At 71.3% G+C, this 23,265-nt stretch carries 32 protein-coding genes; 1 reads left to right on the top strand and 31 read right to left on the bottom strand.

Annotation, left to right across the window (positions count from 1 at the left end; translation table 11 throughout):
- Positions 1 to 60 precede the first annotated feature (60 nt).
- On the bottom strand, positions 61 to 1,902 hold the full coding sequence (gene mobF / locus GTY56_RS25225; protein WP_524540142.1) for a MobF family relaxase: 1,842 nt from the start codon (positions 1,900 to 1,902) through the stop codon (positions 61 to 63).
- A gap of 384 nt (positions 1,903 to 2,286) precedes the next feature.
- Between mobF and GTY56_RS25220 the strand changes: the two genes are divergently transcribed.
- The gene (locus GTY56_RS25220; RefSeq protein WP_161367614.1) at positions 2,287 to 2,577 is read left to right on the top strand and encodes a hypothetical protein; all 291 of its coding nucleotides are present in this window, start codon (positions 2,287 to 2,289) and stop codon (positions 2,575 to 2,577) included.
- A 243-nt stretch (positions 2,578 to 2,820) separates the two neighbouring features.
- Here the strand turns inward: GTY56_RS25220 and GTY56_RS25215 are convergent, their stop codons facing one another.
- From GTY56_RS25215 to GTY56_RS40050, 30 genes are all read right to left on the bottom strand, one after another.
- Positions 2,821 to 3,657 carry a hypothetical protein gene (locus GTY56_RS25215; RefSeq protein ID WP_161367613.1) on the bottom strand — a complete coding sequence of 279 codons (837 nt, stop codon included), beginning with the start codon at positions 3,655 to 3,657 and terminating at the stop codon, positions 2,821 to 2,823.
- A complete protein-coding gene (locus GTY56_RS25210; RefSeq protein WP_161367612.1) occupies positions 3,657 to 4,379 on the bottom strand; it encodes a ParA family protein in 723 nt (240 codons plus the stop codon). The genes GTY56_RS25215 and GTY56_RS25210 overlap by 1 nt, the downstream gene beginning before the upstream one ends.
- Positions 4,380 to 4,594: 215 nt before the next feature.
- Entirely contained in the window at positions 4,595 to 5,122 is a 528-nt protein-coding gene (locus GTY56_RS25205) for a hypothetical protein (protein ID WP_161367611.1), read from the bottom strand.
- Positions 5,119 to 5,538, bottom strand: a complete 420-nt coding sequence (locus GTY56_RS25200) for a RapZ C-terminal domain-containing protein (protein WP_161367610.1) — start codon at positions 5,536 to 5,538, stop codon at positions 5,119 to 5,121. Before GTY56_RS25200 ends, GTY56_RS25205 begins: the two co-directional genes overlap by 4 nt.
- A 90-nt stretch (positions 5,539 to 5,628) precedes the next feature.
- A complete protein-coding gene (locus GTY56_RS25195) occupies positions 5,629 to 5,811 on the bottom strand; it encodes a DUF8839 family protein (protein WP_161367609.1) in 183 nt (60 codons plus the stop codon).
- A complete protein-coding gene (locus GTY56_RS25190) occupies positions 5,811 to 6,296 on the bottom strand; it encodes a hypothetical protein (RefSeq protein ID WP_161367608.1) in 486 nt (161 codons plus the stop codon). Before GTY56_RS25190 ends, GTY56_RS25195 begins: the two co-directional genes overlap by 1 nt.
- Positions 6,296 to 6,499, bottom strand: coding sequence for a hypothetical protein (locus GTY56_RS25185; RefSeq protein ID WP_161367607.1), 204 nt, complete (start codon positions 6,497 to 6,499; stop codon positions 6,296 to 6,298). The genes GTY56_RS25190 and GTY56_RS25185 overlap by 1 nt, the downstream gene beginning before the upstream one ends.
- Positions 6,500 to 6,519: 20 nt before the next feature.
- Positions 6,520 to 6,819 (bottom strand): hypothetical protein, encoded by a 300-nt coding sequence (locus GTY56_RS25180; RefSeq protein WP_161367606.1) that lies wholly within the window; start codon positions 6,817 to 6,819, stop codon positions 6,520 to 6,522.
- Positions 6,816 to 7,259: an ASCH domain-containing protein gene (locus tag GTY56_RS25175; protein ID WP_161367605.1), complete on the bottom strand. Its 444-nt coding sequence runs from the start codon at positions 7,257 to 7,259 to the stop codon at positions 6,816 to 6,818. The genes GTY56_RS25180 and GTY56_RS25175 overlap by 4 nt, the downstream gene beginning before the upstream one ends.
- Positions 7,256 to 7,933 (bottom strand): GGDEF domain-containing protein, encoded by a 678-nt coding sequence (locus GTY56_RS25170; RefSeq protein ID WP_161367604.1) that lies wholly within the window; start codon positions 7,931 to 7,933, stop codon positions 7,256 to 7,258. Before GTY56_RS25170 ends, GTY56_RS25175 begins: the two co-directional genes overlap by 4 nt.
- 89 nt (positions 7,934 to 8,022) lie before the next feature.
- Positions 8,023 to 8,325: a hypothetical protein gene (locus tag GTY56_RS25165; protein WP_161367603.1), complete on the bottom strand. Its 303-nt coding sequence runs from the start codon at positions 8,323 to 8,325 to the stop codon at positions 8,023 to 8,025.
- 110 nt (positions 8,326 to 8,435) lie between these two features.
- Entirely contained in the window at positions 8,436 to 8,636 is a 201-nt protein-coding gene (locus tag GTY56_RS25160) for a hypothetical protein (RefSeq protein WP_161367602.1), read from the bottom strand.
- Positions 8,633 to 9,592, bottom strand: coding sequence for an ATP-binding protein (locus GTY56_RS25155; protein ID WP_161367601.1), 960 nt, complete (start codon positions 9,590 to 9,592; stop codon positions 8,633 to 8,635). Before GTY56_RS25155 ends, GTY56_RS25160 begins: the two co-directional genes overlap by 4 nt.
- Positions 9,589 to 9,939, bottom strand: coding sequence for a hypothetical protein (locus GTY56_RS40055; protein WP_202510692.1), 351 nt, complete (start codon positions 9,937 to 9,939; stop codon positions 9,589 to 9,591). The genes GTY56_RS25155 and GTY56_RS40055 overlap by 4 nt, the downstream gene beginning before the upstream one ends.
- Complete coding sequence (locus GTY56_RS25145) at positions 9,936 to 10,448, bottom strand: hypothetical protein (RefSeq protein ID WP_161367600.1); 513 nt, start codon at positions 10,446 to 10,448, stop codon at positions 9,936 to 9,938. The genes GTY56_RS40055 and GTY56_RS25145 overlap by 4 nt, the downstream gene beginning before the upstream one ends.
- 113 nt (positions 10,449 to 10,561) lie before the next feature.
- Complete coding sequence (locus GTY56_RS25140; protein WP_161367599.1) at positions 10,562 to 11,023, bottom strand: RRQRL motif-containing zinc-binding protein; 462 nt, start codon at positions 11,021 to 11,023, stop codon at positions 10,562 to 10,564.
- 268 nt (positions 11,024 to 11,291) lie between these two features.
- Positions 11,292 to 11,552, bottom strand: a complete 261-nt coding sequence (locus tag GTY56_RS25135; RefSeq protein ID WP_161367598.1) for a hypothetical protein — start codon at positions 11,550 to 11,552, stop codon at positions 11,292 to 11,294.
- 50 nt (positions 11,553 to 11,602) lie between these two features.
- On the bottom strand, positions 11,603 to 12,418 hold the full coding sequence (locus GTY56_RS25130; RefSeq protein WP_161367597.1) for a hypothetical protein: 816 nt from the start codon (positions 12,416 to 12,418) through the stop codon (positions 11,603 to 11,605).
- A gap of 119 nt (positions 12,419 to 12,537) precedes the next feature.
- Positions 12,538 to 13,083, bottom strand: coding sequence for a DUF6197 family protein (locus GTY56_RS25125; RefSeq protein WP_161367596.1), 546 nt, complete (start codon positions 13,081 to 13,083; stop codon positions 12,538 to 12,540).
- A gap of 71 nt (positions 13,084 to 13,154) precedes the next feature.
- Positions 13,155 to 13,343, bottom strand: coding sequence for a hypothetical protein (locus tag GTY56_RS25120; RefSeq protein ID WP_161367595.1), 189 nt, complete (start codon positions 13,341 to 13,343; stop codon positions 13,155 to 13,157).
- 78 nt (positions 13,344 to 13,421) lie between these two features.
- Positions 13,422 to 15,530, bottom strand: coding sequence for a chromosome segregation protein ParM (locus GTY56_RS25115; RefSeq protein WP_161367594.1), 2,109 nt, complete (start codon positions 15,528 to 15,530; stop codon positions 13,422 to 13,424).
- Positions 15,531 to 15,610: 80 nt separating this feature from the next.
- Entirely contained in the window at positions 15,611 to 16,024 is a 414-nt protein-coding gene (locus tag GTY56_RS25110; RefSeq protein ID WP_161367593.1) for a conjugal transfer protein TraB, read from the bottom strand.
- A 14-nt stretch (positions 16,025 to 16,038) separates the two neighbouring features.
- Positions 16,039 to 18,276 carry an ATP/GTP-binding protein gene (locus GTY56_RS25105; RefSeq protein WP_346345569.1) on the bottom strand — a complete coding sequence of 746 codons (2,238 nt, stop codon included), beginning with the start codon at positions 18,274 to 18,276 and terminating at the stop codon, positions 16,039 to 16,041.
- A gap of 152 nt (positions 18,277 to 18,428) precedes the next feature.
- Complete coding sequence (locus GTY56_RS25100) at positions 18,429 to 18,665, bottom strand: hypothetical protein (protein WP_161367592.1); 237 nt, start codon at positions 18,663 to 18,665, stop codon at positions 18,429 to 18,431.
- Positions 18,662 to 19,153, bottom strand: coding sequence for a hypothetical protein (locus GTY56_RS25095; RefSeq protein ID WP_161367591.1), 492 nt, complete (start codon positions 19,151 to 19,153; stop codon positions 18,662 to 18,664). Before GTY56_RS25095 ends, GTY56_RS25100 begins: the two co-directional genes overlap by 4 nt.
- A gap of 123 nt (positions 19,154 to 19,276) precedes the next feature.
- A complete protein-coding gene (locus tag GTY56_RS25090) occupies positions 19,277 to 20,998 on the bottom strand; it encodes a DUF2637 domain-containing protein (RefSeq protein ID WP_161367590.1) in 1,722 nt (573 codons plus the stop codon).
- Between the two features lie 259 nt (positions 20,999 to 21,257).
- Positions 21,258 to 22,064 carry a hypothetical protein gene (locus GTY56_RS25085; RefSeq protein ID WP_161367589.1) on the bottom strand — a complete coding sequence of 269 codons (807 nt, stop codon included), beginning with the start codon at positions 22,062 to 22,064 and terminating at the stop codon, positions 21,258 to 21,260.
- Between the two features lie 235 nt (positions 22,065 to 22,299).
- Positions 22,300 to 22,608, bottom strand: a complete 309-nt coding sequence (locus tag GTY56_RS25080) for a WhiB family transcriptional regulator (RefSeq protein WP_161367588.1) — start codon at positions 22,606 to 22,608, stop codon at positions 22,300 to 22,302.
- A gap of 163 nt (positions 22,609 to 22,771) precedes the next feature.
- On the bottom strand, positions 22,772 to 22,957 hold the full coding sequence (locus tag GTY56_RS25075) for a hypothetical protein (RefSeq protein WP_161367587.1): 186 nt from the start codon (positions 22,955 to 22,957) through the stop codon (positions 22,772 to 22,774).
- A gap of 82 nt (positions 22,958 to 23,039) precedes the next feature.
- Positions 23,040 to 23,204 carry a hypothetical protein gene (locus GTY56_RS40050; protein WP_202510706.1) on the bottom strand — a complete coding sequence of 55 codons (165 nt, stop codon included), beginning with the start codon at positions 23,202 to 23,204 and terminating at the stop codon, positions 23,040 to 23,042.
- Positions 23,205 to 23,265 lie beyond the last annotated feature (61 nt).

Raw genomic sequence — 23,265 nt, 5'->3', positions numbered from 1 at the left:
GCTTCCGGGGGCTCGCCGGTGAAGTTGCAGATCGGCCATGCGCTGGCCGGTTGCCATCTCTCACCGGTCACGGCCCGCTCCCCTGCCGTGGTCGGGCCGGTTTATATGGTGCTGCTGCTGGTCGGCGGGCTTGACCACGTCGGCCGGCTGCTCGGGCTTTGGCCGGGCCTCGAAGGCGCGGCGGCGGGCATTGGCCGTGCGGGTGAAGGCGGCGAGCCGTTCCAGGTTCTCCGGTGTGCGCAGCCACGTAGCCGGGTCGGTCGTACGGCCCTCCAGGTATTCCTCGGGCATCGCGGCCTGCTGGTGGGTCTGAACGGCGGCGGCCCGCTGCGCTGGGGTGAGTGCGGCATCCCGGCCTGGATGGTCGACGGCGTGCGGCGGGTCTGACGCGTGATCGTGGTGGTCTTCCGTGTGCGCGGCGGCCGGGGCGTCGTCCCGTGCGGCGGCGGGTGGAGTACGGGCGGCGCGGATCGCGTTCTGCACGGCGAGGCTGGCAACCCGGGCCCGCTCGTACCGGCTCGACTCGCGGGGAGGCTTGCCGTCGGTGCCGGCGATCCACCAGCGATCGGGCTCGGTGAAGTCGGCGGTATAGAAGAGCTGGTCGGCATCCGGGGTTCGGCGGCCGGGCTTCGGAACGGTGGACTGACGGGAGTGGTCGGACAGGGCGCGGTCGGCGATGTAGTCGTCCAGGCCGCGCGTGAACTCCTGGCCGCGCAGGGTCTCCAGCAGGTGCCGGCGGGCTTCGGCCAGGACGTGGCGGCGGGCGAAGGTGCCTCGGACAGTGGAGACGACCGCGGCGACGTCGACGGCGGCGAGTACGGCGTCCACGTGCGGATCCACCCGGGCCCGGATCGCCGCGCCCGCCGCGCGGCAGCGCTGAAGGAGCCCGTCGACCATCTGCTTGCCGAACTTCAACAGCGCGGACGCCCGCCACCACGCGAGCAGTTGCTTCAACGGGCGCGGGGTCTTCTTCTCGGGGCGGGTGTCCTGCGCCGCCTGCCAGCCGAGGCCGTGTCGGGCCTTCTCTCCTGGCAGCCGTCCATGCTCCTGCGCGAACTTGTAGGTGAGGCCCTCCAGGACGTCCTCGATCCGCTGACGGCGGGTGGAGGACCAGTCGATGAGCTCGGAGTCGACACCGGCTATCTCCATCACCGGGCGCAGGCCCGGCGTCACCTCCCGGGTCACCGTCGCCAGCCGCAATTCCTCACACACCTCGGTCGTCATCGCGAGGGTGTAGAGCGTCCCGGCCGCCACCACATTCCGGTACAGGCGGAAGGTGTCCAGAGCACCCCACACCGGCTCGCCATCGTCGTCACGGCGCTGCACGCGGTTGAGGACCAGGCAGTGGTCGTGCAGGAGCGGGAAGCCGTCCCGGTTGTCGAAGTGCCGGAACGCGGCGACCACAAGCGCCGGGGTCTTCGCGCGGCCGCGGCCCGAGGACCACCGGGTCTCCGCGACCTCATCCTCCAGCCAGCGCAGCGCCTTGGCGATGGCCCGCTCGTGCGCCTGCTCGATGATCCGGCGCGTCCTGGTGTCTCCCAGCGCCCACAGCACGATCAGGGACGCCTGCGGCCGGAAGGTGAAGTCGAGGGCGAGCAGCGGGGTCTGCTTGCGCGCCTCGATCTCTTCGATCGGCTGCCCGAGCACGGTGGCCAGTCGTGCCGTGTCCGGGTCGGCGCCGTCGTCCAGGAGGTCACGTTCGATGCGGTCGGCGTCCGGGTGCCGGCCCTGTCCGAAGACGAGCTCCATCTGCCGCTCGGACACTTCCGCGCTCTCGGTGAGCCCGAGCGCGGCCAGGCCGCGCCCCAACCACCTTCCGGGCGGGAGGCCGGCCATCTCCTGGGCGTCCTTCAACGACTTGCCGACCGGACGGCGGCCGTCCCCGAACGCGACTCCGCGCACGTAGTACCGCCACGCGTTACGCCTCTGAACCTTCGCGACACTCAGCATCCCCACAGGGGACACCGGCTCTGACCTGCGGAAAAGAGCGATCCCGTACGGCGGGAGAGTTCACCGGAACTTCACTGCCGAACCCGCACGGCGGGCGCTTTCGACGCGGTGGTGCCCGCCTGGCGGACACCACCAGGGCCATGTAAATGCTGCGCGGCACCCGGTCCCACGCGCCTCACACACCGCGAAAACCGCCAGCAGACGACTCCACCGTCAACGAGCGCACATCTACGTACCGCTCCCCACCCGACGGCCAAAGACGCCACGCCCTGCACCACGTCACCGACTCTCCGCCCCCGGCAACGCCGGGGGCTTCTTGCTGCCTGGAGGACCGACGTGCCGACCTACGAGACCTTGCCTCGCTTCACCACCGACCTGGACCGCCTCACTCCAGAACAGCGCCGTCGCTTCCGCCAGACCGTGGCGGCCTTCGTCGAGGATCTGCGCGCTGGGGCCTTCCGCGCCGGCCTCCGCATCAAGGGTGTACGGCGCGCGCCCGGCGTCTTCGAACTCACCTGGGATGGGAACGGTCGCGCCACCTGGTCCTACGGGCCGTCGATAGTTCCCGGCGAGCAGCACATTGTCTGGCGCCGGGTCGGCACGCACGACATCTTCACCGGGCCCTGATCCGTCAGCGCGGCGTGCGAATTCGCACGCGAGTGTTCGAGTTGATTCGAACAAGAGCGCTTCAATTGAAGTGCTCTGGGGCGCCACCCCTCACGCCTGCGGCCCGCCACCAGGGAGGTGGCGGGCCGCAGGAGTTCGAGCGAAGCTCCGCAGAAGTGTGCCACTGTGACACAGTTCCGAGGGTTAGCCCGTAAGCCCGGCGCGGGCCGGAAAGTGTGCCACTGTGGCACGTTTTCCGGGGCGTCAGTCGATCGTGATACCCGCCTCTTCCAGGGCCGCGTTCAGGGTCCTCGCCAGCAGGAGGACCTTCTCCGGGTCTTCCTTCACGGCAAGCCGCACCGTGTCCGGAACGAGGATCTTGACGGCCTTCTCAACTTCCGCACCAGGGTTGGCCTGCGTCAGGGCTGGCTTCTCATCCTCGTCATCCTCCGCCCGGACCACGAGGCCGCAGAGGGTCACGGCCTTGCTCAGCTCGTCAGGCGAGGGAACGGCCCCCTTCTTGGTCGACCAGGCGGTCTCCCAGACCTTGAGCACGCTGTCTTCGCCGTGCTGTCGCCGGACCGGGTGGAGCACCTGGGTCTGACGCGACGACAGGTCGCTGACCGGGTGATCGGCCCTTGCGAGGATGTTCAGCAGGGGGATGATGCGGGTGATCCGGTAGCCGCTGGAGCGGGAGATGCCGTGCTGCTCCTGGCAGTAGCGGTTGAAGCTCCGGTACGGCTTTCCGTTGTTGTCCTTCAGGTGCTTGTAGAGCTTGTTCTCGTGGACCCACACGAAGTAGGGCCCGGCCTCCTCGAGGAACGCCGCCATGGCCTTGTCGGCGGCCTCCCGCCATTTGACCTTGGCGTCATGGATCGCGCGCTCGCAGACGACAAGCTGCTCAGAGGGCTTCGCCTTGGGGTCGGGGAGTCCCGTGCCGAGCCGTGCCGCCGGCACCTTGGCGGTCTTGGTGCTGGCGCGGTCGCCCTTCTTCTCGGGGGCCTTGCTGCCGCTGGTCTCTTCGGGGGCCTCCGTGCCGTCAGCGTGAGGGGACGTTGCGGGGCTGGAGTCGTCGAGGCTGAAGTCGGAAAGGCGGGCCATCAGGCTGCGACCTCCAGCGTCTCCACAAGGTTGAGGTAGTGACCCAGATCCTTGGGGCACGTCTCCATGGCGTCCTCATAGTCCACGAGGTCAGGCACCTCTGAACCCAGCAGGTCGTAGCCAGCGCCGCGGACCAGGTCGCGGGCGGCTTCGTTGTGAGATGCGCGGGCGTTCTTGACCCGGGTGAAGACCACGTACGCGTCGATCTCGGCAATGCGGTCCTTGGCGGCCGACAGGGCGCCGTCGAGCGAGCCCTTGATGCGGCGCATCTCCGCCTTGCGTGGCGAGGTGACGAAGAGGACCTGGTCGCAGACCGCTACGGCGGATCCGAAGATGTCGCTGGACTCGCCGCCGCAGTCGATCACGACGACGTCGTAGCCGTCCGTGTCGTCGAGGACGCGCTGGCCGACCCGGGCGTGAGGCCAGGTCTCGATGTCGAAGGGCAGCGGGTCACCCTTCTTCTTGGCCAGGCGGTGCCAGTCGTACGCGGTCTGCGACAGCGGGTCGGCGTCGACCAGGAGGACACGCAGGCCGTAGTGGACGGCGTAGACCAGGGCGACGAAGACGCTCATCGTGGACTTGCCGACCCCGCCCTTGAGGCCACCGATGGCGATGACCTTCTTCTTGCCGGGGCGCAGCCAGGCGAGCGTGGCGCGGGCCTGCGTTTGTGCCTCGCTCAGCGCCTCCGAGCGGGGGATACTCTCGGGGTTAGTGGTCGTCATTCTCTTCCTCGCGGTTGATCGTGGTGGCGGCCCGTACGGGGTCCCGTCTGGCAGAAGACGGGGCGTCCGTGTTTCCGGCCGGGTTGAGCGTAGCGCCGCGGATGCGGCGTGCCGCTCGTTCGTCAACGCTGCGAGAGGCGCTCAGTCACCCCCTGAAACACAAGAAGGCCCCGCCTCCTGGCAGTTGCCGGGAGACGGGGCCTTCTTGGTTGATCTCACGCAGACCAGGTCGCCGGAGCGCCGTGGTCGGGGTCGGGAATGCTGGCAGCGGTCACCGCGGCGGCGGGATGCCGCAGGGCGGTGATCGGTACGGCTCCGGGCTCATCGGCCGGCGCCCACACCATCCGCCATGTCTCATCCCACTCGCACCCACAGCCGTGATCCGGGTGCGGGTGTCGTAAGAAGACGCCGTGTGTGAGGACGGCGCGTGGGATGCGGGGGATGCGCTCCGCCGGGTCGTCGCCGGGGTACAGATGCAGGTTCCGCCAGCCGTGGACCCGGGCCATGTACGCGGCGGCGGCCTCAATGATGTCGGCCCACCGCTGGTGTCCGAGGACGACGAAGCCGACCGGGTAGAGGTGATCGTCGGTGGGGTCGTCGATGCCGGTGACGTGCATGCCGCGATGGACGATGAAGCCGTTCTCCACCGCGTCCTCGCCGGGCGTCCAGAGCTGTTCGGCAGGGTGCATGGTGCCGTCGTCACCCTCGCTGGTCACGAGGTCGTACAGGCCTGTGGTCGTCATGCGCTCGCTCCCGTGCCGGTGTCGGCCGCCTTGAGGACGCGCGGGAGATGGACGTGGAGGTGTTCGACGTCGACCTGGCGGCCGCGGGCACGCAGTTCGCGGGCAAGGAGCTCGGTGAGTCCGGCTGCCCTGTGCCTACCGCCTGCACATCCGATGGCGATGCGGCGGGGGCCGGCGGGTAGGTCGGCGTAGTCGGCGAGGTTGGCGAGCAGCTCGCGGGCGCCGGGCGTGTTCAGGACGACGTCCTGGACGCGGGGGTTGAGGCCGTCGAGGTCGAGGATGTCGCGGGCGGCGGCCGGGTCGCGGAGCCGGTCGCGGACGTCCTCGATCCGGTCGGCGGCGGGCGGGACGGGGGAGCCGTCCGGGCCGGTGGGCAAGTGCAGGTAGCCGAACGAGATCAGGCGGATCGGGCGCAAGGGTGCCTCCTGCTCTGGGTGAAGGGCGGGAACGTGCGGGAGCGCCGCGCCCGGCCGGGAAGGGCAGGGCGCGGCGCTCCGGGGATGGCGCTACTCGGTGGAGGTGTCGGTGACCACGAGGAACTGGTCAGTGGGCAGGTCCATCACGACCTGAGCGTTGGTGCCCTGGGCGCGCTGGGCGGCGGCGAACTCTTCGGCCGGCCAGGAGCCGCGGGGGCCTCCGGCGGGGAACCGTTCCAAGACGGTCCGGGCCTTTTCGGGGGCGGTTGCCATCAGGTGTCACCGCCGTTCACGCGCTCGTGGATGTCGATGAGGGTGGCGATGGCGTCGGGGTTGTCCGCCTCGCCGACCCACTGCCCGAGCGCGGTGAAGACGGGCACCTGGTCGCGGTCGGCGTCGAAGATGACGCAGTAGTCGCCGTAGCGGTCCATCACCATGTCCCGCAGGACGGGGATGAGTCCGGTGTCCAGGACCTCCAGGGCGTCGACGGTGAGCCGGGCGGGCTCGCCGTGCGCCGGCGGCTGGACCAGGGTGCCGGTGACGCGCAGCAGGTCGCCGGGCTGTATGCCGTTCAGCAGCTCGTGGGTGATCCGGGGGTCTCCGCTGGTGCAGGTGACGACCGTGTCGGGGGCGTCGTCGGCGAGCGCGTCGATGTCGGCGGGTCGGACGATCAGGTCGAAGGTGGCGGTCCCGATGCGCGGGCCGGGGACGGGTATCGCGTCGACCCAGCCGTCGACGGCGCAGTGCTTGGTGTCCATCAGCTGGCCTCCGCCAGGGGCTTGGTGGGGCGAGGGGAGCGGGGTCGGGTGGTGCGCTGGGCGATGTCCAGCAGCTCGCGGTTGCGCTTCCGCTGGGCATCGGTCAGCGGCCGGGCCTGCGCGCCGTGGCGATGCCAGAGCGGGGAGGCCGGCGGCTCGGGGTAGGCGAGGGCGTGGTCGACGTCGCGGTCGGTGCTGCTCATGGAGGTCCTCCAGGTGGAGGTCAGGCGTGGTCGCCTTGGCCCTTGTCCTTGGACTTGGGCTTCGGCGCGAGGTCGGAGGCGAACCGCCCGAGGCGGGCCTCAACGGGATTGGCGGAGATCCAGCCCTCCGCGCATGCCTTATGCACGGGCTCACCGGAGTGGGCGCGCATGGGCGTGGGCTTGTCGCACAGCTCGCAGGGGAGGTCCTGCCAGCGGTCGAAGTGCTGGCCATCGCGCCAGACGAGAAGCTCACCGGGAGCCGGGATCAGGCCCGGCTCGAACGGCGGCTTCTCCTTCTTCGTGCGTCCCGGGCGGGTCACGGCCGGAAGTCGGGCAGCTGCTGGAACACGCGGTCCAGCAGGTCCTCGGTCGGCTTCCAGGGCCCGAGCTGCCCGGCGGCGGGGACCGGCAGCGGCAGCTCCTGGACGTCCTGGAGGACCAGGTGCCAGGTGCCGGCCTGCGCCCACGGCGTGCAGGGCTCGGAGCCCTCGGGGTCCTGGTGGCAGTCGACCAGGCGTGCGATGCCGATCACGGCTCCGGTGGTCAGCTCCCGGCCGCGGATCGTGCGGGCGATCAGCGGGACGCGCAGGGCGGGCCGGTCGATCCGCTGGCCCGCGTGCAGGAGCATCCAGCCGCGCCAGCTCCAGGGCTTGGGGCGATTTTCGATGCCCTTTGCGCCGGTCAGGATGCAGGTGGCGTGCGGCTGCTGGACGCTGATGCCGCGGATCCAGTCGCCCTGCGGGAGGGTCGCGGTGCTCATGCTGCCCGCCCCCATACGGCCGTTCCCGGGCGCCCGGCGCGGCGGCCGTTGATGGACGGCACCGTGGTGTGCGCGGGCGAGGCAACGGCGGCGCGGCCCGAGTGCTTGCCGTCGTACAGCGCGGCATCGGAGGCCCGCTGTAGCACGGTCAGGTCGCGGGAGCCGACCGCGTGCGGGGTCGCGGCTCCGACCGAGGCGGCCACGTCGACGGTGCGGCCGTCCTCGAGGACTACCGGGGTGTGCAGCATGCGGACCAACTGCGCGAGGCGCTGCTCCAGGCGGACGGCGGGCAGCTCCAGGACCACGGCGAACTCATCGCCTCCGAGGCGGCCGACGGCGGCGCGCGGGCCCGCCCACGCGGTGAGCCGCGCGGCGGTCGCGGCCAGGACGGCGTCCCCGGCCGGGTGGCCCATCGTGTCGTTCACGGCCTTGAAGTGGTCCTGGTCGACCAGGACCACGGCCGTGTCGTCGCCGTGGCGGGCCAGGAGCCGGCGGGCGCGGGCGGTGTAGGCGTCGCGGCGCAGCAGGCCGGTCAGCGGGTCGCGGCGGGTCGCGGCGAGCTGCTTGTGCAGGGCGACCGCGTGGACCGCCCAGCCGGTCAATGGCACGGCGGCGGTCGTCAGTAAGAGGGTGCGCTGGCCGATCCGGCCCTGAACGCGCAGGAGGGACGACATACTTGGGTTCTCCGTCTCGTCTCGTACGGGATGGATGGGCCCGGGGCAGCCGTCCAGCCGCCAAGCAGAGCGGCTGTCCCGGGGCGGAGCTACAGCGCGAAGTCGCTTCGGCTGGTCCAGCTGACGGGGTTGTGCCAGAGGCCGGCCTTCGCGGCGGGCCACTCCATCTGCCAGCCGGGCCGAAGCCCGCGCGCTCCCCAGCTGTCCGGCTGCTTGCCGGGGATCTCAAGTCCGGCCGTGTGCGCGGCGAGGGCGGCGTCGTACACCTCGTGCGCGCGACGTAGGGCCGCAGCCGGGGAGTCGGCGACGCCGGTGAAGACGTGCACACCGTGCCGGTCGGGGTGGTTGGTGTCGTGTATGGGGACGTCGACCTCGTAGATCCGCAGGTGCATGACGTCCAGCTCCTCTCGCTGTTCGGTGGTGAGGGACCACCGCGACCGCCCCGGCCTCGAACAGGGAGGCCGGGGCGGCACGGAGCGTCCGTCACGCCGGTGAGGGCGGGTCAGAAGTCCAGATGGATCGTGATCGGGCGCCGGGGATCACCGGCGCTGGTGTGGACCGTGCGACGGTGCGCGGCGAGGCCGGCAGCCCCGCCCTGGATCGGCAGGTGGCAGTCCGGGCAGCCGTGCCACCACTCATCCCCGGCCGGGAGTTCGGCCGGGGTGAGCGGGTGTGAGTGCGGGCCGTCGGCGGCGCGGCTCACGCGACCGCGTCCGCGTACTGCGCCTCCAGGTCCGCGCGGCCCTCGGGGTCGTCGTCCTGGTCGTCGTCGACGCCGTCGCCGTGGACGGTGCAGACGATGTCCGGGCCGTTGTCCATGGCGCCGGTCAGCGCCTTGTGCAGGTCGGTGACCGAGTAGACCGGCGCCCATGCCTGCCCGGCGCACTCCGGGTCGACGGGGCAGGGCAGCAGGACGTCGAAGCCGAAGTCGCCCTCGCCGTCGACGTCGTCGCGGTACGCCAGGGTGAGGTACTGCTGACCGAGGCGGATCTCCGCGACGCGGTCCCGGCCGGTCACCAGGTCCGAGCCCGGCCGCCACCGCCACAGCGGAAGGATCTCCGGGCCGAAGAATCGGCGGACCAGCCACAGGTCGCCCAGGCCCTCGCTGCCGTCGCACCCCAGGTCGGCCTCCCGGACCTGTGCGAGCCGCTTCAGGAACGGCTCCAGGCGGTACAGGGCGTCGGCGAAGACGATGGTGTTGAAGCCTTCGGCGGCCAGCTGCTGGTGCGAGCGGACCATGGCCTGGTGCTGGGCGCGGACGACGTCCTCGGGCACGCGCCGGTTGTCCGGCCGCGGCCCCTGCCGTTCCAGGCAGACCGACAGCGGCGTGGCGACGACGACCGCGACGGTCGGCATGCCGTGCCGCTTGGCGGCCATCACCAGCTCCACCCTGATGTGCTGCTCGCAATTGGTGGCGTCGATCACCGTGTTGACCTTCCGGGCCATCCGGCGCTCCAGGATCAGCTTGAGGACGTCGGCGGCATCAGCCGTAGCGTCCTGCCGGCCGCAGTCGTCACTGACCACGCCCCGCAGACCATCGAGCGAGAGGACCTGGGAGGCCGGCCAGGTGCGTGCCAGCGTCGACTTGCCCGCACCAGAGGCGCCGATCAGCACGATCAGCCCGTTCTCGGGCAGGTCCGGGTACAGCACCGAGGTCATGCGACGTCTCCTTGCGGGTCGAGGGAGCGGGCAGCCCAGTTCAGGCGCTGCCCGGCGTTGTCGGTGAGCAGGGCGGCGGCCTCGTGCAGCGGGCAGGAGGCGTCACCGTCGCGGTCCGGCTCAATCTGCTCCGCCCGCCGCGCGGCGGTGCTGACCACCTGCGCGAGCATCGGGAAGAGGCCGCCGGGGACGTCGACGTCCTCCTGGAGCTCGCGCAGGATCGCGGCGAGCTCGGGGGCGTCGACGTCGTCGGCGCTCAGGTCGTCCTCGATCTGCTGGAGGGCGAGCTGGGCGATGCCGAGCGAGGCACGCACCCGGTCCAGGCGCGTGCGGGAACGGCCGGTCATCGGGTGGTCGCCTTAGTGGTGGCGACCACGGCCGCGACCGTTTCCCAGCCGTGGTGCCAGGCGGAGTCAAGGTGGAAGGCGCCGTTCATGCCGAAGTCGGCGAGCTTGTAGAAGCCGCCCTTGCCGGTCTTGGTGGCGATCCGCTCCAGCAAACCCTTGTCCGGGACGCGTCGGTCCGCGGCGTAGTGGGTGCCGAAGGAGATGGCGAGCGCGGCCGCGGCGGCGGCCGGGTGAACCCGGATCCCGAGCGCGCGGGCGCCGACCCCGGCGACGATCGCCTGCGTGGCCGTGTAGGTCAGGCAGTGCTTCAGGCACGCCTTACGGCCATCGGCCGTGCCGTGGGTCGTCTTCTCCTCGGTGACCGGGTCGACGTAGGTGACCGGGTGGTCGTCGGAGGCGCCCTTCACGCGGGCACAGAAATCCGACTGGACCCAAAAATCACCGACGGCGCTGGCCGCGCGGGTCAGTCCGAGCAGGGCGGCGAAGACGGCGGGACGGTGAGCATGCATGCTGGGGTTCTCCTGATCTCGAAGGGTGAGGGAGCGGGCGGCCGGCCTTTGCCGGTGCTGCGGCCGCCCGGATGGGCCCCGTCCCGGCCTGTGTGGCTGGGACGGGGTTCGCGCTATGCGGCCAGCCGGTGGACGACCGGGGCCGGGGACGCCATGTAGGTGTCGGGGCTGGGCTCGTAGCCCTTGTCGCAGGGGTCGCAGACGCCCTGGGTGCGCAGCGGGAGGCAGAAGTAGTACCTCCGGCGGCACTGGGGGCACGTGGACCTCGCGGCCATCGCCCGGTCCAGCGCCTCTTCCTGCGCGAGCGTCGGCACCCGCTTCGGCCGGGCGAGCTCCACGCTGTAGAGCCAGGCCCGGGTGGGATGGATGCACGACTGGTCGGGCCGGTAGGCGCACGCCTTGCAGCGCAGCACCGCGACCGGGCCGTGCCCGCCGGGGCTCAGTCCGCGCTCGCGTAACTGCCGCCGGGTGACCAGGCCCTCGGGACAAGCGCGTCGGTCGAACTCCGGCAGCGTCGCGTCGCTGCGCGGCACCCGTTTCACCTCGCGGCGGCGCTTCTTCCTCGGGCGCGGCATCACCTGCTCCAGGCGCCGGGCAGCCGGTCGGGGCGGTGCGGGTAGCGGGGGCCGGGACGCTGCGGGCGGGGCCGGCCGATCCGGCGGCGCGGGCGGGGGATGAGCACGAGTGATCTCCTCCAGTCGTCGGGTGACAGTGCTACGCCCCGCCGACGTCGTGCTGGTGTCGGCGGGGCGCAGCGGGTGGTGCGTTCGGCCAGGCGGCCTGTCCGGTCCTCGCCCGCCCCCGGCGTGCGGGGGTGGGGCGAGGACCAGGCAGGGCGTCAGGTCAGCGGGCGGTGCGGGCGCTGAACAGGCGGGCGGCCCACGACCGCAGCCGGTCGAAGCGGGTGGGGTGGGTGTGCCGCCAGGCGGTGGGCCACACGCCGTCCTCGGTCGGGAAGGAGCGGGACGCGCCGCACGTGCACGTCCAGACGTACGGCTTGAGGCGGGTGTCGTCCCGGGTCGCGGTGACCTTGGCGGGGCGGCCGTCGTGGCTCCCGTGGAAGGTGCCGACCCAGAACTCGGTCTCTGCCAGCTGCGGCTTCATCGGATTCCCTTCGGTGCTCGGTGCTGGTGCTGGACGGGGCGGAAGGCGGGTCAGCGCTGGAGCCGGTGGACGTTGTCGGGTTCGTCGTCCAGGTCGTCGTGATCGGGCGCGGGCTGCGGCGGGATGTGGAACGCGGGGTAGATGTTGACCTGCGGCGTAGCCGGTTCCGGGTTGTTGATGACCGGGCGCAGGCTCAGGCCGCGCAGGGCGACGATGCTGGCGAGGGCCCACAGCAGGGCGGCGATGCCGGTGGCGACGGTGCGGCTGCCGTCGGGCGTGGCGGACCACACCATGGCGACGCTGGAGAAGCCCCACCCGGCCCAGAGGATGCGCGCGCCGGTGCTGCCGGCGAATCCGCCGATGAGGCCGATGAGCCCGGTGAACTGCCAGAAGGCGTAGACAGCGGTGCCGGGGACGGTGAGGCCGACGCTGTGCTGCCCGATGTAGGAGCGGATCGGGTTGTCGATCACGCCCCACAGGCCGCTGGTGGTGTCGACTCCGGGCGGCTCGATCACCGTGCGGGTGGCGGACAGGCGGTGCAGCACGGCGCTGACGATGTCGCCGGCAGCGTCCAACAGGACGATGACCGCGCAGACCCCGGCGAGGCTGAGCACGGCCTTGATCCAGTTGGCCATCTCATGCCAGCCGAGGCGCCGGGCCTCGAACAACTCCTGCCACCGCTCGTACAGGAAGCCGCCCGGCTCCCAGGACGCGTCCCATGCCTCGCGCAGCCCGGCGAAGCGCTTCGGGCGGGGCACGTCCTCCACATCGGACAGCAGCGGCGGCGGGGGCGTCTGGTCGAACAGGTCGAAGAAGCTCGGACTGTTCGTGTGCTGGCCGTTGATGGGCTTGTCGTTGGACTGCATGGCGGGGCGACTCCCTCGCTCGGGTCGGTGTGGTGGGCGGTGGTGCGCAGGCCGGACGGCCTGGCCCGCACCCGACCGCGAGGGGTTCGGGTGCGAGGCAGGTGGTCCGGAGCTGGGGGTTAGAGGCCGCGGGCGTCGGCGAGGATGGCGGCCTGGTCGAGCATGCGGATCGGGACGCGACCGGTGCCGTGCGCATCGTTGAAGGACGGCACGGAGTCGACGTCGTCGCCGAACTTGCGGCGGATCGCGTCCAGGAGCACGGCGGCCGCGTCGGCTTCCAGGCCGCGGTCGCCGCGGGCCTCGATCCGGATGGCCCCGAGCATGCAGCGGGCGCCGTCCTCGTCGACCAGGGCGCCGGAGCACCAGCCTCCGGTGATCAGGCGGTGGTGGGCGCGCTGCAGGAGGGCCGCGACCGGTGTCGGGTACAGGTCCGGCAGCGGGGCAGGCCCGGTGTCGACGGGGCCGGTGACGACGTCGGAAAGGTCCACGGGCTCGGTGTCGATGTGCGCCGTGTTGACCTCGTAGGCGACGGCCGCTTCGTCCAGGCGCGCGGTCATCTCCGTGTTGATGAGCGTCAGGCGTTCCTCGAGGGACAGCGCCTTGGGCGGGGCGGGTGCTGCGGTGGTCGGGGTGGTCTGGTCTATGGCGGGGTGGGTCTGGGGCATCGGAACTCCCTGGGGCGTCGAAGGCGCGGGCGGGGGTGGCGGCGCCTTCGACGCCGGCGGCCGGGGCGGTGTCAGATGCTGGAGATCCAGCCGGTGACGGTGCTGATCGCGCTCGTGATAGTGGGCGCGGCGCCGGTGGAGGCGAGGAAGAAGCCGAGCAGGGCGCAGGCCAGGGCGTGCGAGATGCGTACGTAGCCGCCCCGGATGAGGACGAAGACGACGATGCCGAGCAGGACGACGGCGGAGACCGATACGGCCACGGGCGGTGGGTCCTTCCAGGTGTGAGCAGGGCCCGGCCGGTGCGGCCGGGCCCTGCGTGGCTTGGGTGCGGGGGTGGGTCAGACGCCGGAGAGGTTCTTGATGGCCTCCAGCGCCTGGCGGGGGGAGGTGACCGCGTCGCGGCGGGCGGGCTTGCTGCCGCCGCGGCGCTTGTCGCCGCCCTTCTTGGGCGCGCCGTCGTCGCCGTCCTCGTCATCGGGCTCGGGGCCGAACTCGCCGGGCCGGGGCGGCTCGGTCCAGTCGAACCACAGGTCGCGCGCCTCAAGCTCGCGGATCTCGTAGTCGGTCAGGGTGGCGACGGTGTCGGGGAAGTAGCCGTCGATGCCGGCCTTGAAGTCCATGAACAGCGTGCGCAGGACTTCAGGCTGCTTGCCTTCGACGATCCAGCCGGCGCCACCGGTGTTGGAGTCGGCGGGCGGCTCCGGCTCGCCGCGCATGATCCGCTCGATCCGGCCCTTCTCTTCGGGGGAGAAGGAGCGGGGGAGAGGGTCGGGGATGTGCTCGGGCGCGATGCCGAGGGCCTTGAACATGTCGGTGACCTTCTTCGGCGCGACCTTCAGCACGACGGGGATGCAGTTGTCGCGCAGGTTCTCGCACAGCAGCTGCGTGAACCCGTCCTGGACGTAGATGGACTGGCCGGCCACCTTCAGGCCGACGCCGTACTTGCGGCCCTTGACCGACACCAGCTCCGCGAGGTCCATGATCTCCGCGCCGTAGTCACCGTGGCGGGCAGCGGAGAGGAACTCATCGAGGTAGGCGGAGAGCATCCGGTAGGGGCAGCCCGGCCGGGTCGGGTCCCACTCGTGAACCTGGCCGTCCTCCCACGGCATCTCGCCGCGGATCTCCATGAGCGCGACCATGGCCCGCAGGAGCCGGATCATGTAGAGCGCGCCGACGCCGTAGCGGGCAGTGTGCTTACCCAGCGCGGCCGTCTTCTCGTCCGGCGCCTCCGTGGCCAGCATGACCACGGCCCCCCACAAGGCATCGGCTGCGACGTGCAGGCCCATCAGCTGGGTCTTGCCGCCACCGGAGGGGGCAACGAAGATCCCGTGCGCGGCTCCCCGGTCGGTGTAGACGCGGTTGCGGGCGGGCTGACCGTTGCCGAGGTAGCCGGTCACCCACCGGCCGTCCTTATCCGGGGTGAGCAGCTCCCTCGTGGCCGGGAAGACCTGCGCGAGCGGCGAGCTGTCCCACAGGGAGACCAGGACCTGGCTGCCGTCGACGGTGACGAACAGCCGGCCTTCGTCGTACTTCGTCTTCAGCGCGGCCGCCAGGGCGTGCTTGTTGACGCGCGGCTCGCCCATCTCGTCGGGGACCTGGGCGATGTAGTGGGTGACCCGGCGAGCATGGTCGCGGACCTCCCTGACGAACTCCGAGCCGGGCACGGGCCCGCCAACTGCGCCGATCCGGTCGGCCCACCACTCGTGGGCGGTGGGGGCCTTGCGGCGCCGCTCCGCGGCATCGGGGGTGACGTGGACTTCCTTCCAGCCCGGCCCGCCTCCGCGACCGTGCTGCCGGGCCACGTCCTCGATCCGCACATCGGTGACGTCGACTTCGAACGCGGCCGCGACGTCCTCCTCCTTGAGGCCGGTGATGGGCCGTCCGGCCTCCGAGGCGCGCAGCAGCAGCGACAGGTCATGTCGCATGCCGGGGTGCGGGGTGGCCTTGATGACGATGGTGCGGCCGGGCAGGCCGCGGTTCTCCCACAGCTGACGGACCTGCCGGGTGAAGTGGTCGGCTCCGTCGTCCAGCTGCACCGGCGAGGGCTCGGGGCTGGGCTGCAGCTGCGGCGCGGGGGCCGGGGCGGCGAGGGCAGGCCGGTGGTGGCGGCGGGTGTGCCGGGAGAACGGCATCACCAGCAGGCCGGCCGCCGCCCACCCGGCGGCGAGCAGGGCGTCCATGCACCACGGGCCCCAGCCGATGGTGTTCTTCGCGGCGACGTCGACGGCGGCCGCGAGCACGAGCGGCGACCAGCGCAGGAACTTGCGTCCCGTGCCGGGCTCGTCGCTCTTGTACGCCAGGACCCAGCCGCCGATGCCGGCGGCGCCCGCCAGCTGCACGACCGTGTTGACGGGGCTGTCGGGGTAGAGGTTCGGGGCCGCGGCGAGGACCGGGGCGGCCAGGGTGTAGAGGGTGCGCTCCAGGGCGACGCTGCGCGGCACGGACACGGGGTTCTCCTTCGAGAGATGGCGATGGGCGGCCCGCCGTCGTTGGCGGGCCGCCCATCAGGGGTTCGGTGGGTCAGAGGTCAGTGGGCGAAGAAGCCCGGCTTGGGGGTGCGCTCCTTGCGGCCGGAGCGGACGGTGTCCAGGCCCTCGTACAGCCGCGCGTGCGTACGCCGCGCGTCATGGGCGAGACCGGACACCTCCTGGGCCGTCTCGTTGAGCTTCTGGACCTCCACGGCCGCGCCGCCCAGGGCGACGGCCACCTGGTTGGTCATCTCGATGAACTTGCGGTCCAGTTCGGCGTTGGCGATCTCGACGGCCAGGCCCTCCGCGCGCTGGGCGTTCATGCGCATCCCGCGCAGCAACGCCTCCAGCTCGTTGTGGGCCATGTCCATTGCCTTGCCGAGCGTCTTGAGCTTGTTCTGGACGGCCTTGTATCGGTTGTCGCCGTCCGTGTGGACAGCAGCGCCGCCAGTTGTGGGCGCGAGGTCGCTCACGGCGAACCCCTTTCCTAGTCGTGGTGGGCGGCGGCGGAGGCGTGGGCCAGGCCCGCGTCGTCCATGGCCTGGATGTCCTCGCCGTAGGTCCGGCCGACCGACATGGCGGCGATCCGGGCGGCCTCCGAGGCGATCTCGCACTCGGTGGCGCACCGTTCGGCGAGCTGCTTCATGCGGGCCGCGGCGTCGGCCAGGTCCGTGATCTGGTCGACGACCTCGGTGGCGATGTTGTGGTCGCTGCCCAGGTCGGCCGCCATGTCCCGCAGGGCGTCGGCGACCTTGCCGAGCGCGATGGCCAGGTCCTGGGCGCGGTCCTTGTCGAGCGCGGCGGCGATCGCGATGTTCACGATCTCCATCAGGTACTCGCCGAAGGTGATGTCGGTCCTGTGCTTGGCCGCCATGCCGGCCTGGCCCGACGCGGTTTTCCTGACCTCCGATGCCACGGGGTCCTCCTGTGCAGTGGGTCGGGTGGTGCCGGGACGCTGGGTGTGGGGCTCAGGGGCCCGGGGGAGGCTGGCCGGCCTGGAGACGGTGGCTCCGAAGGGATCGGCCGCGTCTTCGACGACGACCGCGTCCGGGATGTCCTCCTCAGCCTTTTCGGACTTCGGGGGACGGCTGGACCGGCCGGGACTGTCCACCGTGACGTTGAGGTCTTCGGGCCGAAGCGTCGAGGGTTCCGGCTCGGGCGGGGTGGTGTCCTCGCCGGGCTTGGTGAAGAAGCCCTTGAGCTTCTCCTTGAAGGAGCGGCCGTCGTCACTGTCGTCAGCGCCCGGCGGGTCCTTGACGTCGTCCGTCCCGGTGCCGTCCTTCGGGTCCGTTGCACCGGAGCCGTCAGACGGCTTCTCGCCGCTCTTCTTGCCGTCGTCCGGCTCCTTGGTCGCGGAGCCGTCCTTCGGGCCGTCAGAAGACGACTCAGGGCCGTCCTTGGGCATCTTCTTGGTCGTGGCCTCGGAGTCCTTGGCGTCCTTGTCGCCGGTGGAGTCCTTGGCTTTGCCGTCCTTCGCGGCCTTGTCGGCTGCGCGGCGCTTGTCCCAGCGGCGCTGCGCTTCCTCCGCCACGGCCTCACCAAGGGTGGTGCGGTCGTCGGCGGCCTTGGCGGCCTCCCGCTTCGCCTTCCTCGCGGCCTTCCGCTCGGCTTTCGCCCTGCGGCGCTGCTCCCGTTCCGCCTGCCGGTTGGCGCGGTCCTGGTCGCGGTCCTTGCTGCGGTCGGCGAGGTTGGCGGCCTGGTCGGCACCACGCCGCTGCTGCCGGGCGGCCTGGCGTGCGGCGGCGCGCTCCTGGCGGCCGCGGGCGCGTTCGGTCCGGGGGCTGGAGGCCGGCGAGTTCTGCGACTTGCCGCCGTCGCCCTTCGAGCCGCCCTTGCTGGAACCCGAGTTGCCCGAGCCGTTCTTGCCCGAGCCGCCCGAACTTCCCTTGCCCGCGCCAGGCTTGCCCGCGCCGGAGCCTCCAGAGCCGTTCTGGCGGCCTTTCGGGCCTCCGGGCGACTCATTGCCCTTCGAGGCACCCCCACGGCCGCCAGCGGAGCGATCAGAGCCCTTCCCGGTGCCCTTGGGGGAGTTGCCGCTCCCGGAACCACGACCGGTGCCGCCGGACCCGTTCGTTCCCGAGCCCCGGCCGCCGCCGGTTCCGCCCCGGCCTGAGCCGCCGGAGTTGCCGCCGCCTCCGCGTGAGCCGCCCCCGCCGCCCGCCTTCGAGCGGCCGCCCTTGTCGGCGCCCAGGCCCGAGCTGGAGGACCGCGCCGCGTCGGCCTTGCCGCGCGCCGCCGCCTTGTCGGCCTTCGCCTTCATCTGCGCGGTGTGGAGCTTGGCGTTCTGCTCCATCATCGCGGTTTCCTGGGCGGTGCGGGCTTCCAGAAGCGCGGCCTTGCGCGCTATTTCCGCCTCACGGAACGGCGCTTCGGAGGCGTGCCGTTCCCTCGCCATCTCGATCCGCAGTTCCAGCCAGTCACCGAGCCGATCGGCGAGAGAACGAGGCTGCTCGTATTCGCCTTCCTCATATTCTCCGTCGTCAGGATCCGGCGCACTGGGCATTCCCGTTTCCCTCAAAGCGGTTTCCGGGGAAATAGGGCCGCGAACAGGCGGGAGTTCCATTGTCGTCTCCGCCGGAGACTCCGGGGGAACGACGCCGCCCGAGCCACTGTCGGGCGGTTCGGAATAAAAGATTTCCCCGCCGTCGGGAGCGTCCGGCATGCCGCCGGAATCGCTGCCCCGGGTGGGGAGGTTAATCACGTTGCTGTCGGTGTCGTCGGACACGCGACCCCTCCTCCTGGGCTTGACAGTCGGCACCGGCCTCGCGTACGCGCGTGCGCGGCACGCGCGGCACGCGGCACGCGCGGCACGCGTTGGGATCGCCGAAGGGCCGCCCCCGGGGATCGGGAGCGGCCCTTCGTGCGGGACGCGGGGAGCTAGCCGAAGTGACGGCTGTAGACGTTGTGCAGGGCGAGCGCGACCTCGCGGACGAAGTCCGGGTTTCCCTCGTGATAAGTCTGCGTGCCCCGCATATTCGCGACTCGAAGCCAGTAGTAGAACTGGCCGAGTTCGTTACCGTGCTGAGCGATCAGATCTTGCTTGATTTTCTGCTCGTGTTTCGCACGGTTGAACGCCTTCCGCTCTGCTTTCGTGAGCGGGCGACCTGCGCTCACGCCGACTCCCTGCGGTCCAGGTTGTAAATCGACGTGGGGCCACCATAACCCATATTCGGGCTCTGCGCACCCTGCTGCGCCGAGCTTTCCGGCGCGGCCTGAAGCGGCGGGTTGTTCTTACGCGCCTTGATCTGCGCCTTTTCCTTTCGCTGCTTCTTGACCTCCTTCACCTTTTCGTCGTGGGCGTGGCGCTTGTGGGCGCTCTTTTCCAGTCCCGAACTAATGCTCTTGAGGTTCTTGAGAATGTCGTTCAGGGACTTTTCCACCGGGAAAGAGCGCAGGAAAGCCTGGCCCATCTTGTCGCCCTCCACGCGGGTTCCGCGGCAGTGCACGCGGGTCTCGCGCTGGAGGATCTCCAGCTTGGCCTGCATGTCCAGCACGACCCGGTTGAAATCCGCGAGGTAGTGCGCGTAGGCGGCGGGATTCTGCGCGATCTCGCGCAGCGCCGCGTTCGGGTCGTCGAAGAAGGGCTTGTCTTCGGTGCTCACGGGGTCCTCCGTGGGGGTCGGATCTGCTGTACTCGGGGGGCTGTTGACTGCTTCCGGCAGTCGCAGCGAGGGCCAGCCCGAATCCCGCGGGCTGGCCCTCACTGGTGTGTGCCGGACGGTGGATCAGGGGCGGTAGCCGCCGGCGAGCAGCTCGGCTGCCTCCTGGCGGTACTCGGAGGCGGTGCCAGGGGAGGTGACCGCCAGCTCGTGCTGGATGTCGGCCAGCGGCAGCCGGTCGGCGTCGCCGCCGGCCGCGAGGATCATCCGGGCGACCCGGCGGACCGCCCGCTCGCGCGGCTTGAGCTTCGCGACGTCCTCGGCTTCGACCGCGCGCTGCTCGATTTCGGCAGCGGCCCTCCGCGTTTCGGCGGCGGCCCGCTCGGCTTCGGCGGCTTCCTTCTCAGCGCGCGCGGCATCAGCGAGAGCGACCTTCGCGAGGCGCTCCTCCTCAGCCTTCTTGCGGGCGGCTTCGGCGGTGGCACGCTGCGTTTCGGCAGCAGCCCTCTCCGTTTCGGCAGCACGCCGGTTCGCTTCGGCAGCGGCCTCGCGGGCTTCGGCGATCTTCTGGGTCTCGATCGCCTGAGCCTCCGCCGCGGCGACCCGGTCGGCCTCCGCCGCTTCCTTCCGCTTCTCGGCTGCCTGGCGCTCCAGTTCCGCCGCGCGGAGATCAGCGGCGGCCTTCGCCTCGCGCTCGTCGGCCTCCTTGCGCTCCGCCTCCGCCTCACGGGCTCGGGCTTCGGCGATGACGGCCTGGTCCAGCGCCTCCTGCTCCAGCGCGGCGGCCCGCTCTGCGGCGCTGACCTGGGCGCGGGCGTGGGCGCGGGCCTGGCCGGTCTGGCCGTCGACCTCCGCCTGGACCATCTCCACCTTGCCCTTGGCACGCAGCCGCTCGGCTTCGGACTCCGCCTTGGCGACCTCGCTGCGCGTCTCCGCGTCCAGGCGCCGGCGCTCGGCTTCCTCCGCGCGCTCCTGAGCTGCCTGTTCCTGCTCATCGGGCATCGCCAGGGCCTGGTCGACGGTGTAGCCGTACGGCGCCATCTTCATCGGCAGCAGCTCATCCTCGGACGCCTGGGTGATGTCGCCCTTGTACTTGCGCTTGAGCCACTGCTCGTACGCGATGAGCTGCTGGTCGCGGCGGATCATCTCCGGATAGGAGGTGACGCCCCACAGCCGCATCCGGCGGAAGATCCGGGCGGTTGCGATCGGGGCGAGGATCCACCGCAGCAACGGGATCGAGTCCCGTTCGGCCTGCTCAGGCCGGACAACGCGGTCGATGGCGTCACGGCCCAGCTCCACCACGGTGATGAAGAGGACCGGCACGACGCCGTGGGCGCCGGCGGCGACGTAGTCGATCAGCTTCCAGGCCCCCTCCGGGGCGCCGGACGCGGCGTTGAGGACGACGGTCGCAGCCGTCAGCAGCCACACCGGGTAGCGAATCCAGCTGATGGGGCGCTTGAGCCAGGCCATCAGCAGGTCGACCGCGATCATCACCATGATGCCGACGTCGACGCCGACCGCGAACAGTTGGCCCTTGCCCAGCGAGCCGAAGCGGAGCTCCTTGAACGCGAAGTCCGCGACGTGCTCGAAGGACAGGTACAGGCCGATGCCCGCGAGGGCGAGCGCGGCGATGACGATCGCGCCGGTTGTCCACTTCTGGGTGCCGGTCAGCTTCGCCGGGGAGCGGTCCGTTCCGGTTCCGCTTTCCGTCTCCGAAACGAACTCCGGCGTCTCCGAAACGGTGCCGGGCGTCCGCGAAACCGGCTGAGGTGTTCCCGAAACGGCGGCCGGTGCGCTCGTGTCGGGGTCGGGTTCAGCCGCGGTGCGCGGCCAGTCGGTGATCGTCATGTTGGGGCCTCCGAGGGGGCGTTAAGGGCGTGCGCGAAACGGCGGGGGCCGCTCCCGAAACGCGGGTGCGCGTTCCCGAAGCGGCGGTCGATGTGGGCGGGTGATCACGAAACTGGCACCGGCTCTACCCGCTCCGCGCGCACGAAAAGGCCGGCGGCCCGGGGGGGCGGGCGGCCGGTCTCGCGAAGCGTCGCGAGGCGGGGGCGAAACTCGGTGCGGCTCCCGCCGGGCGGGCGCGAAGCGGTGGCCCGTGGCGGGGTCAGACGAGCGCGCGGCGATCCGGGTCGGTGTCACCGGCGAGGGCGGCGACCTCACGCAGCCGCTCCCGCTGCTCCTCGATCAGCTGCGTTGCCGAAGCGACCAACGGGGTGGCCCGCCCGTAGTGGTCGACGCCGTCCCGGACGATGCGGTACTGCGGGAGCGGGTGGGTGTAGTCGTCAACGTGGTGGATCTTCCAGTCCGACGCGTCGTACCCGAGCTCCCTCGCCACCTTCGTCAGTGACAGCGCTTCGTCCCACCCGGCGACGTCGACCTGGTCGGCGGCGACCTGCGCGAGCTGGAGAGCGACGCTGTCGAAAGCGTCGGCGGCCTCCTTCGCGGCACGCTCCGCGTCCGTGAGGCGCATCAGCTGCGCCCGCCAGTGTCCGTCGCCGGTGCTCCAGAACTGTACGAAGGTGGCGACCAGTTCGTCCCGAGCCGCTGTCCATGCCGACCACAGCGGTGCCGCCTTGTGCAGCAGCGGCGTGGCCTGGCGGCGCAGTCGGGTCTGGGACCAGAGCACGCGGGCGGCGGTGTACTGGTCGCGCAGCTGGTCACGCAGCTCCCAGTTCATCGCCGGGTCGTCGTACGCGGCGGCCGGCATCTCCGGCTGCGACTCGAAACCGGTGAAGGCCCTGAAGCGGAAGGCGATGCTGCCGCCGTCCGGAGCAGGCCGGGCGTCCACGAAGTGCGGGTGGTAGTACCGCGAGGCGTCGGCCGGGGCGGTGACCGCCGGGTTGGCCGGGGTCTCGCGGTGGGGCAGGCCGGTGTCGTCCAGCGGTGTCTTGAGCGGGATGGTGTGCGCCATCGGTCCTCCAGTGGAGTGCAGCAAGCTCGGGATCGTTCCCGGGCGGAGCCATGTGGAAAGGCCGGCGGCCCGGCATGCGGGCGAGCGGCGTGGTGGTGTGCTGCGAGGCGGGAGGGGAGTTGCCCTTGGCTCCCGTGCAGTGGGACTGCTCGCGCTGTCCGGCTCCCCTTCACCGCCCGCACCGGCCGCCGTGGTCAGCGGCCGGTGCGGGCGGCTCAGGCAACCGTCAGTGCGGTCAAGCGGCCTTGCGGTTGCGGGCGGCGCGGCGCTTGATGCGGCGGCGGTCGTCCTCGCTCATGCCGCCCCACACGCCGTGGGCCTCGCCCATCTCCAGCGCCCAGGAGGCGCAGCGCTCCAGCACCGGGCACCTGCGGCACACCGACTTGGCCTCCTCGATCTGCAAGAGCGCTGGGCCGGTGTTGCCGATGGGGAAGAACAGCTCGGGGTCTTCCCGCGTGCAGGCGCCGTCCTCGCGCCAGTTGGTGTTGACCGGCAGGTCGGCGTCGGGGGCGTAGCTGGTGCGTACGATGGACGTGCGATTCATCAGGGCCTCCCAGAAGGTCCAGTGCAGAAGTCAGCCCCGGGGTGGCCGCCCCGGGGCTGTTGCGTGTTGTGGCGGCCGGACGGCCGGAGCGGGCGGGGAGCTCCCGGCGCTCTCCGCCGGCCCCGGCCGGGAACGGCGCGGGGACGACGGGCAGGGCCGGGGATCAGCGCTGCTGCTTCTGGCGTGCGGTGTAGGCGTCCTGGAGGCGGGCGAACCTCTCGTGGATCGGCGCCCCCTCCGCACACGGCGTCTCGCCCTGGCAGGCCGGGCAGCCACCGGTATGCGTGGTGGAGTCCTCGAACGCCTTCATGTAGCGGACGAACAGGTCATCGGTCGGACGGGCACTCACTTCTGGTGCCTCTCCGACCGTTGGTTCTGCTCCCGGTTCTTCTGCGAGAGCGCCTCTCGCTCGGCGTCGGTCAGGCTGGTGATCACGCCGCCACCTCCCAACCAGCCAGCACCGGCGCGGCCATGCGCACGAGGACCAGGGCGACGTCGACGCGAGCGGTGTCCTCGGGCTCGTAGCCCTTGGAGTCGTCCTCGCGCTCGATGTCGTCGATGATCCCGGCCCGCGGCTGCTTCGCGGTCCATGTCATGCTGTGCTGCATCAGGTCCTCCAGTCAGGTCCTGGACAGCCCCGGGGGTCTCAAGTCGCCG

Origin of the sequence: Streptomyces sp. SID5643 (assembly GCF_009872555.1) — a bacterium.
GTDB classification, from domain to species: Bacteria; Actinomycetota; Actinomycetes; order Streptomycetales; family Streptomycetaceae; genus Streptomyces; species Streptomyces iakyrus.
Note: the sequence above shows the minus strand (reverse complement) of the source record. Positions and strands in the feature narration are given on the sequence as shown.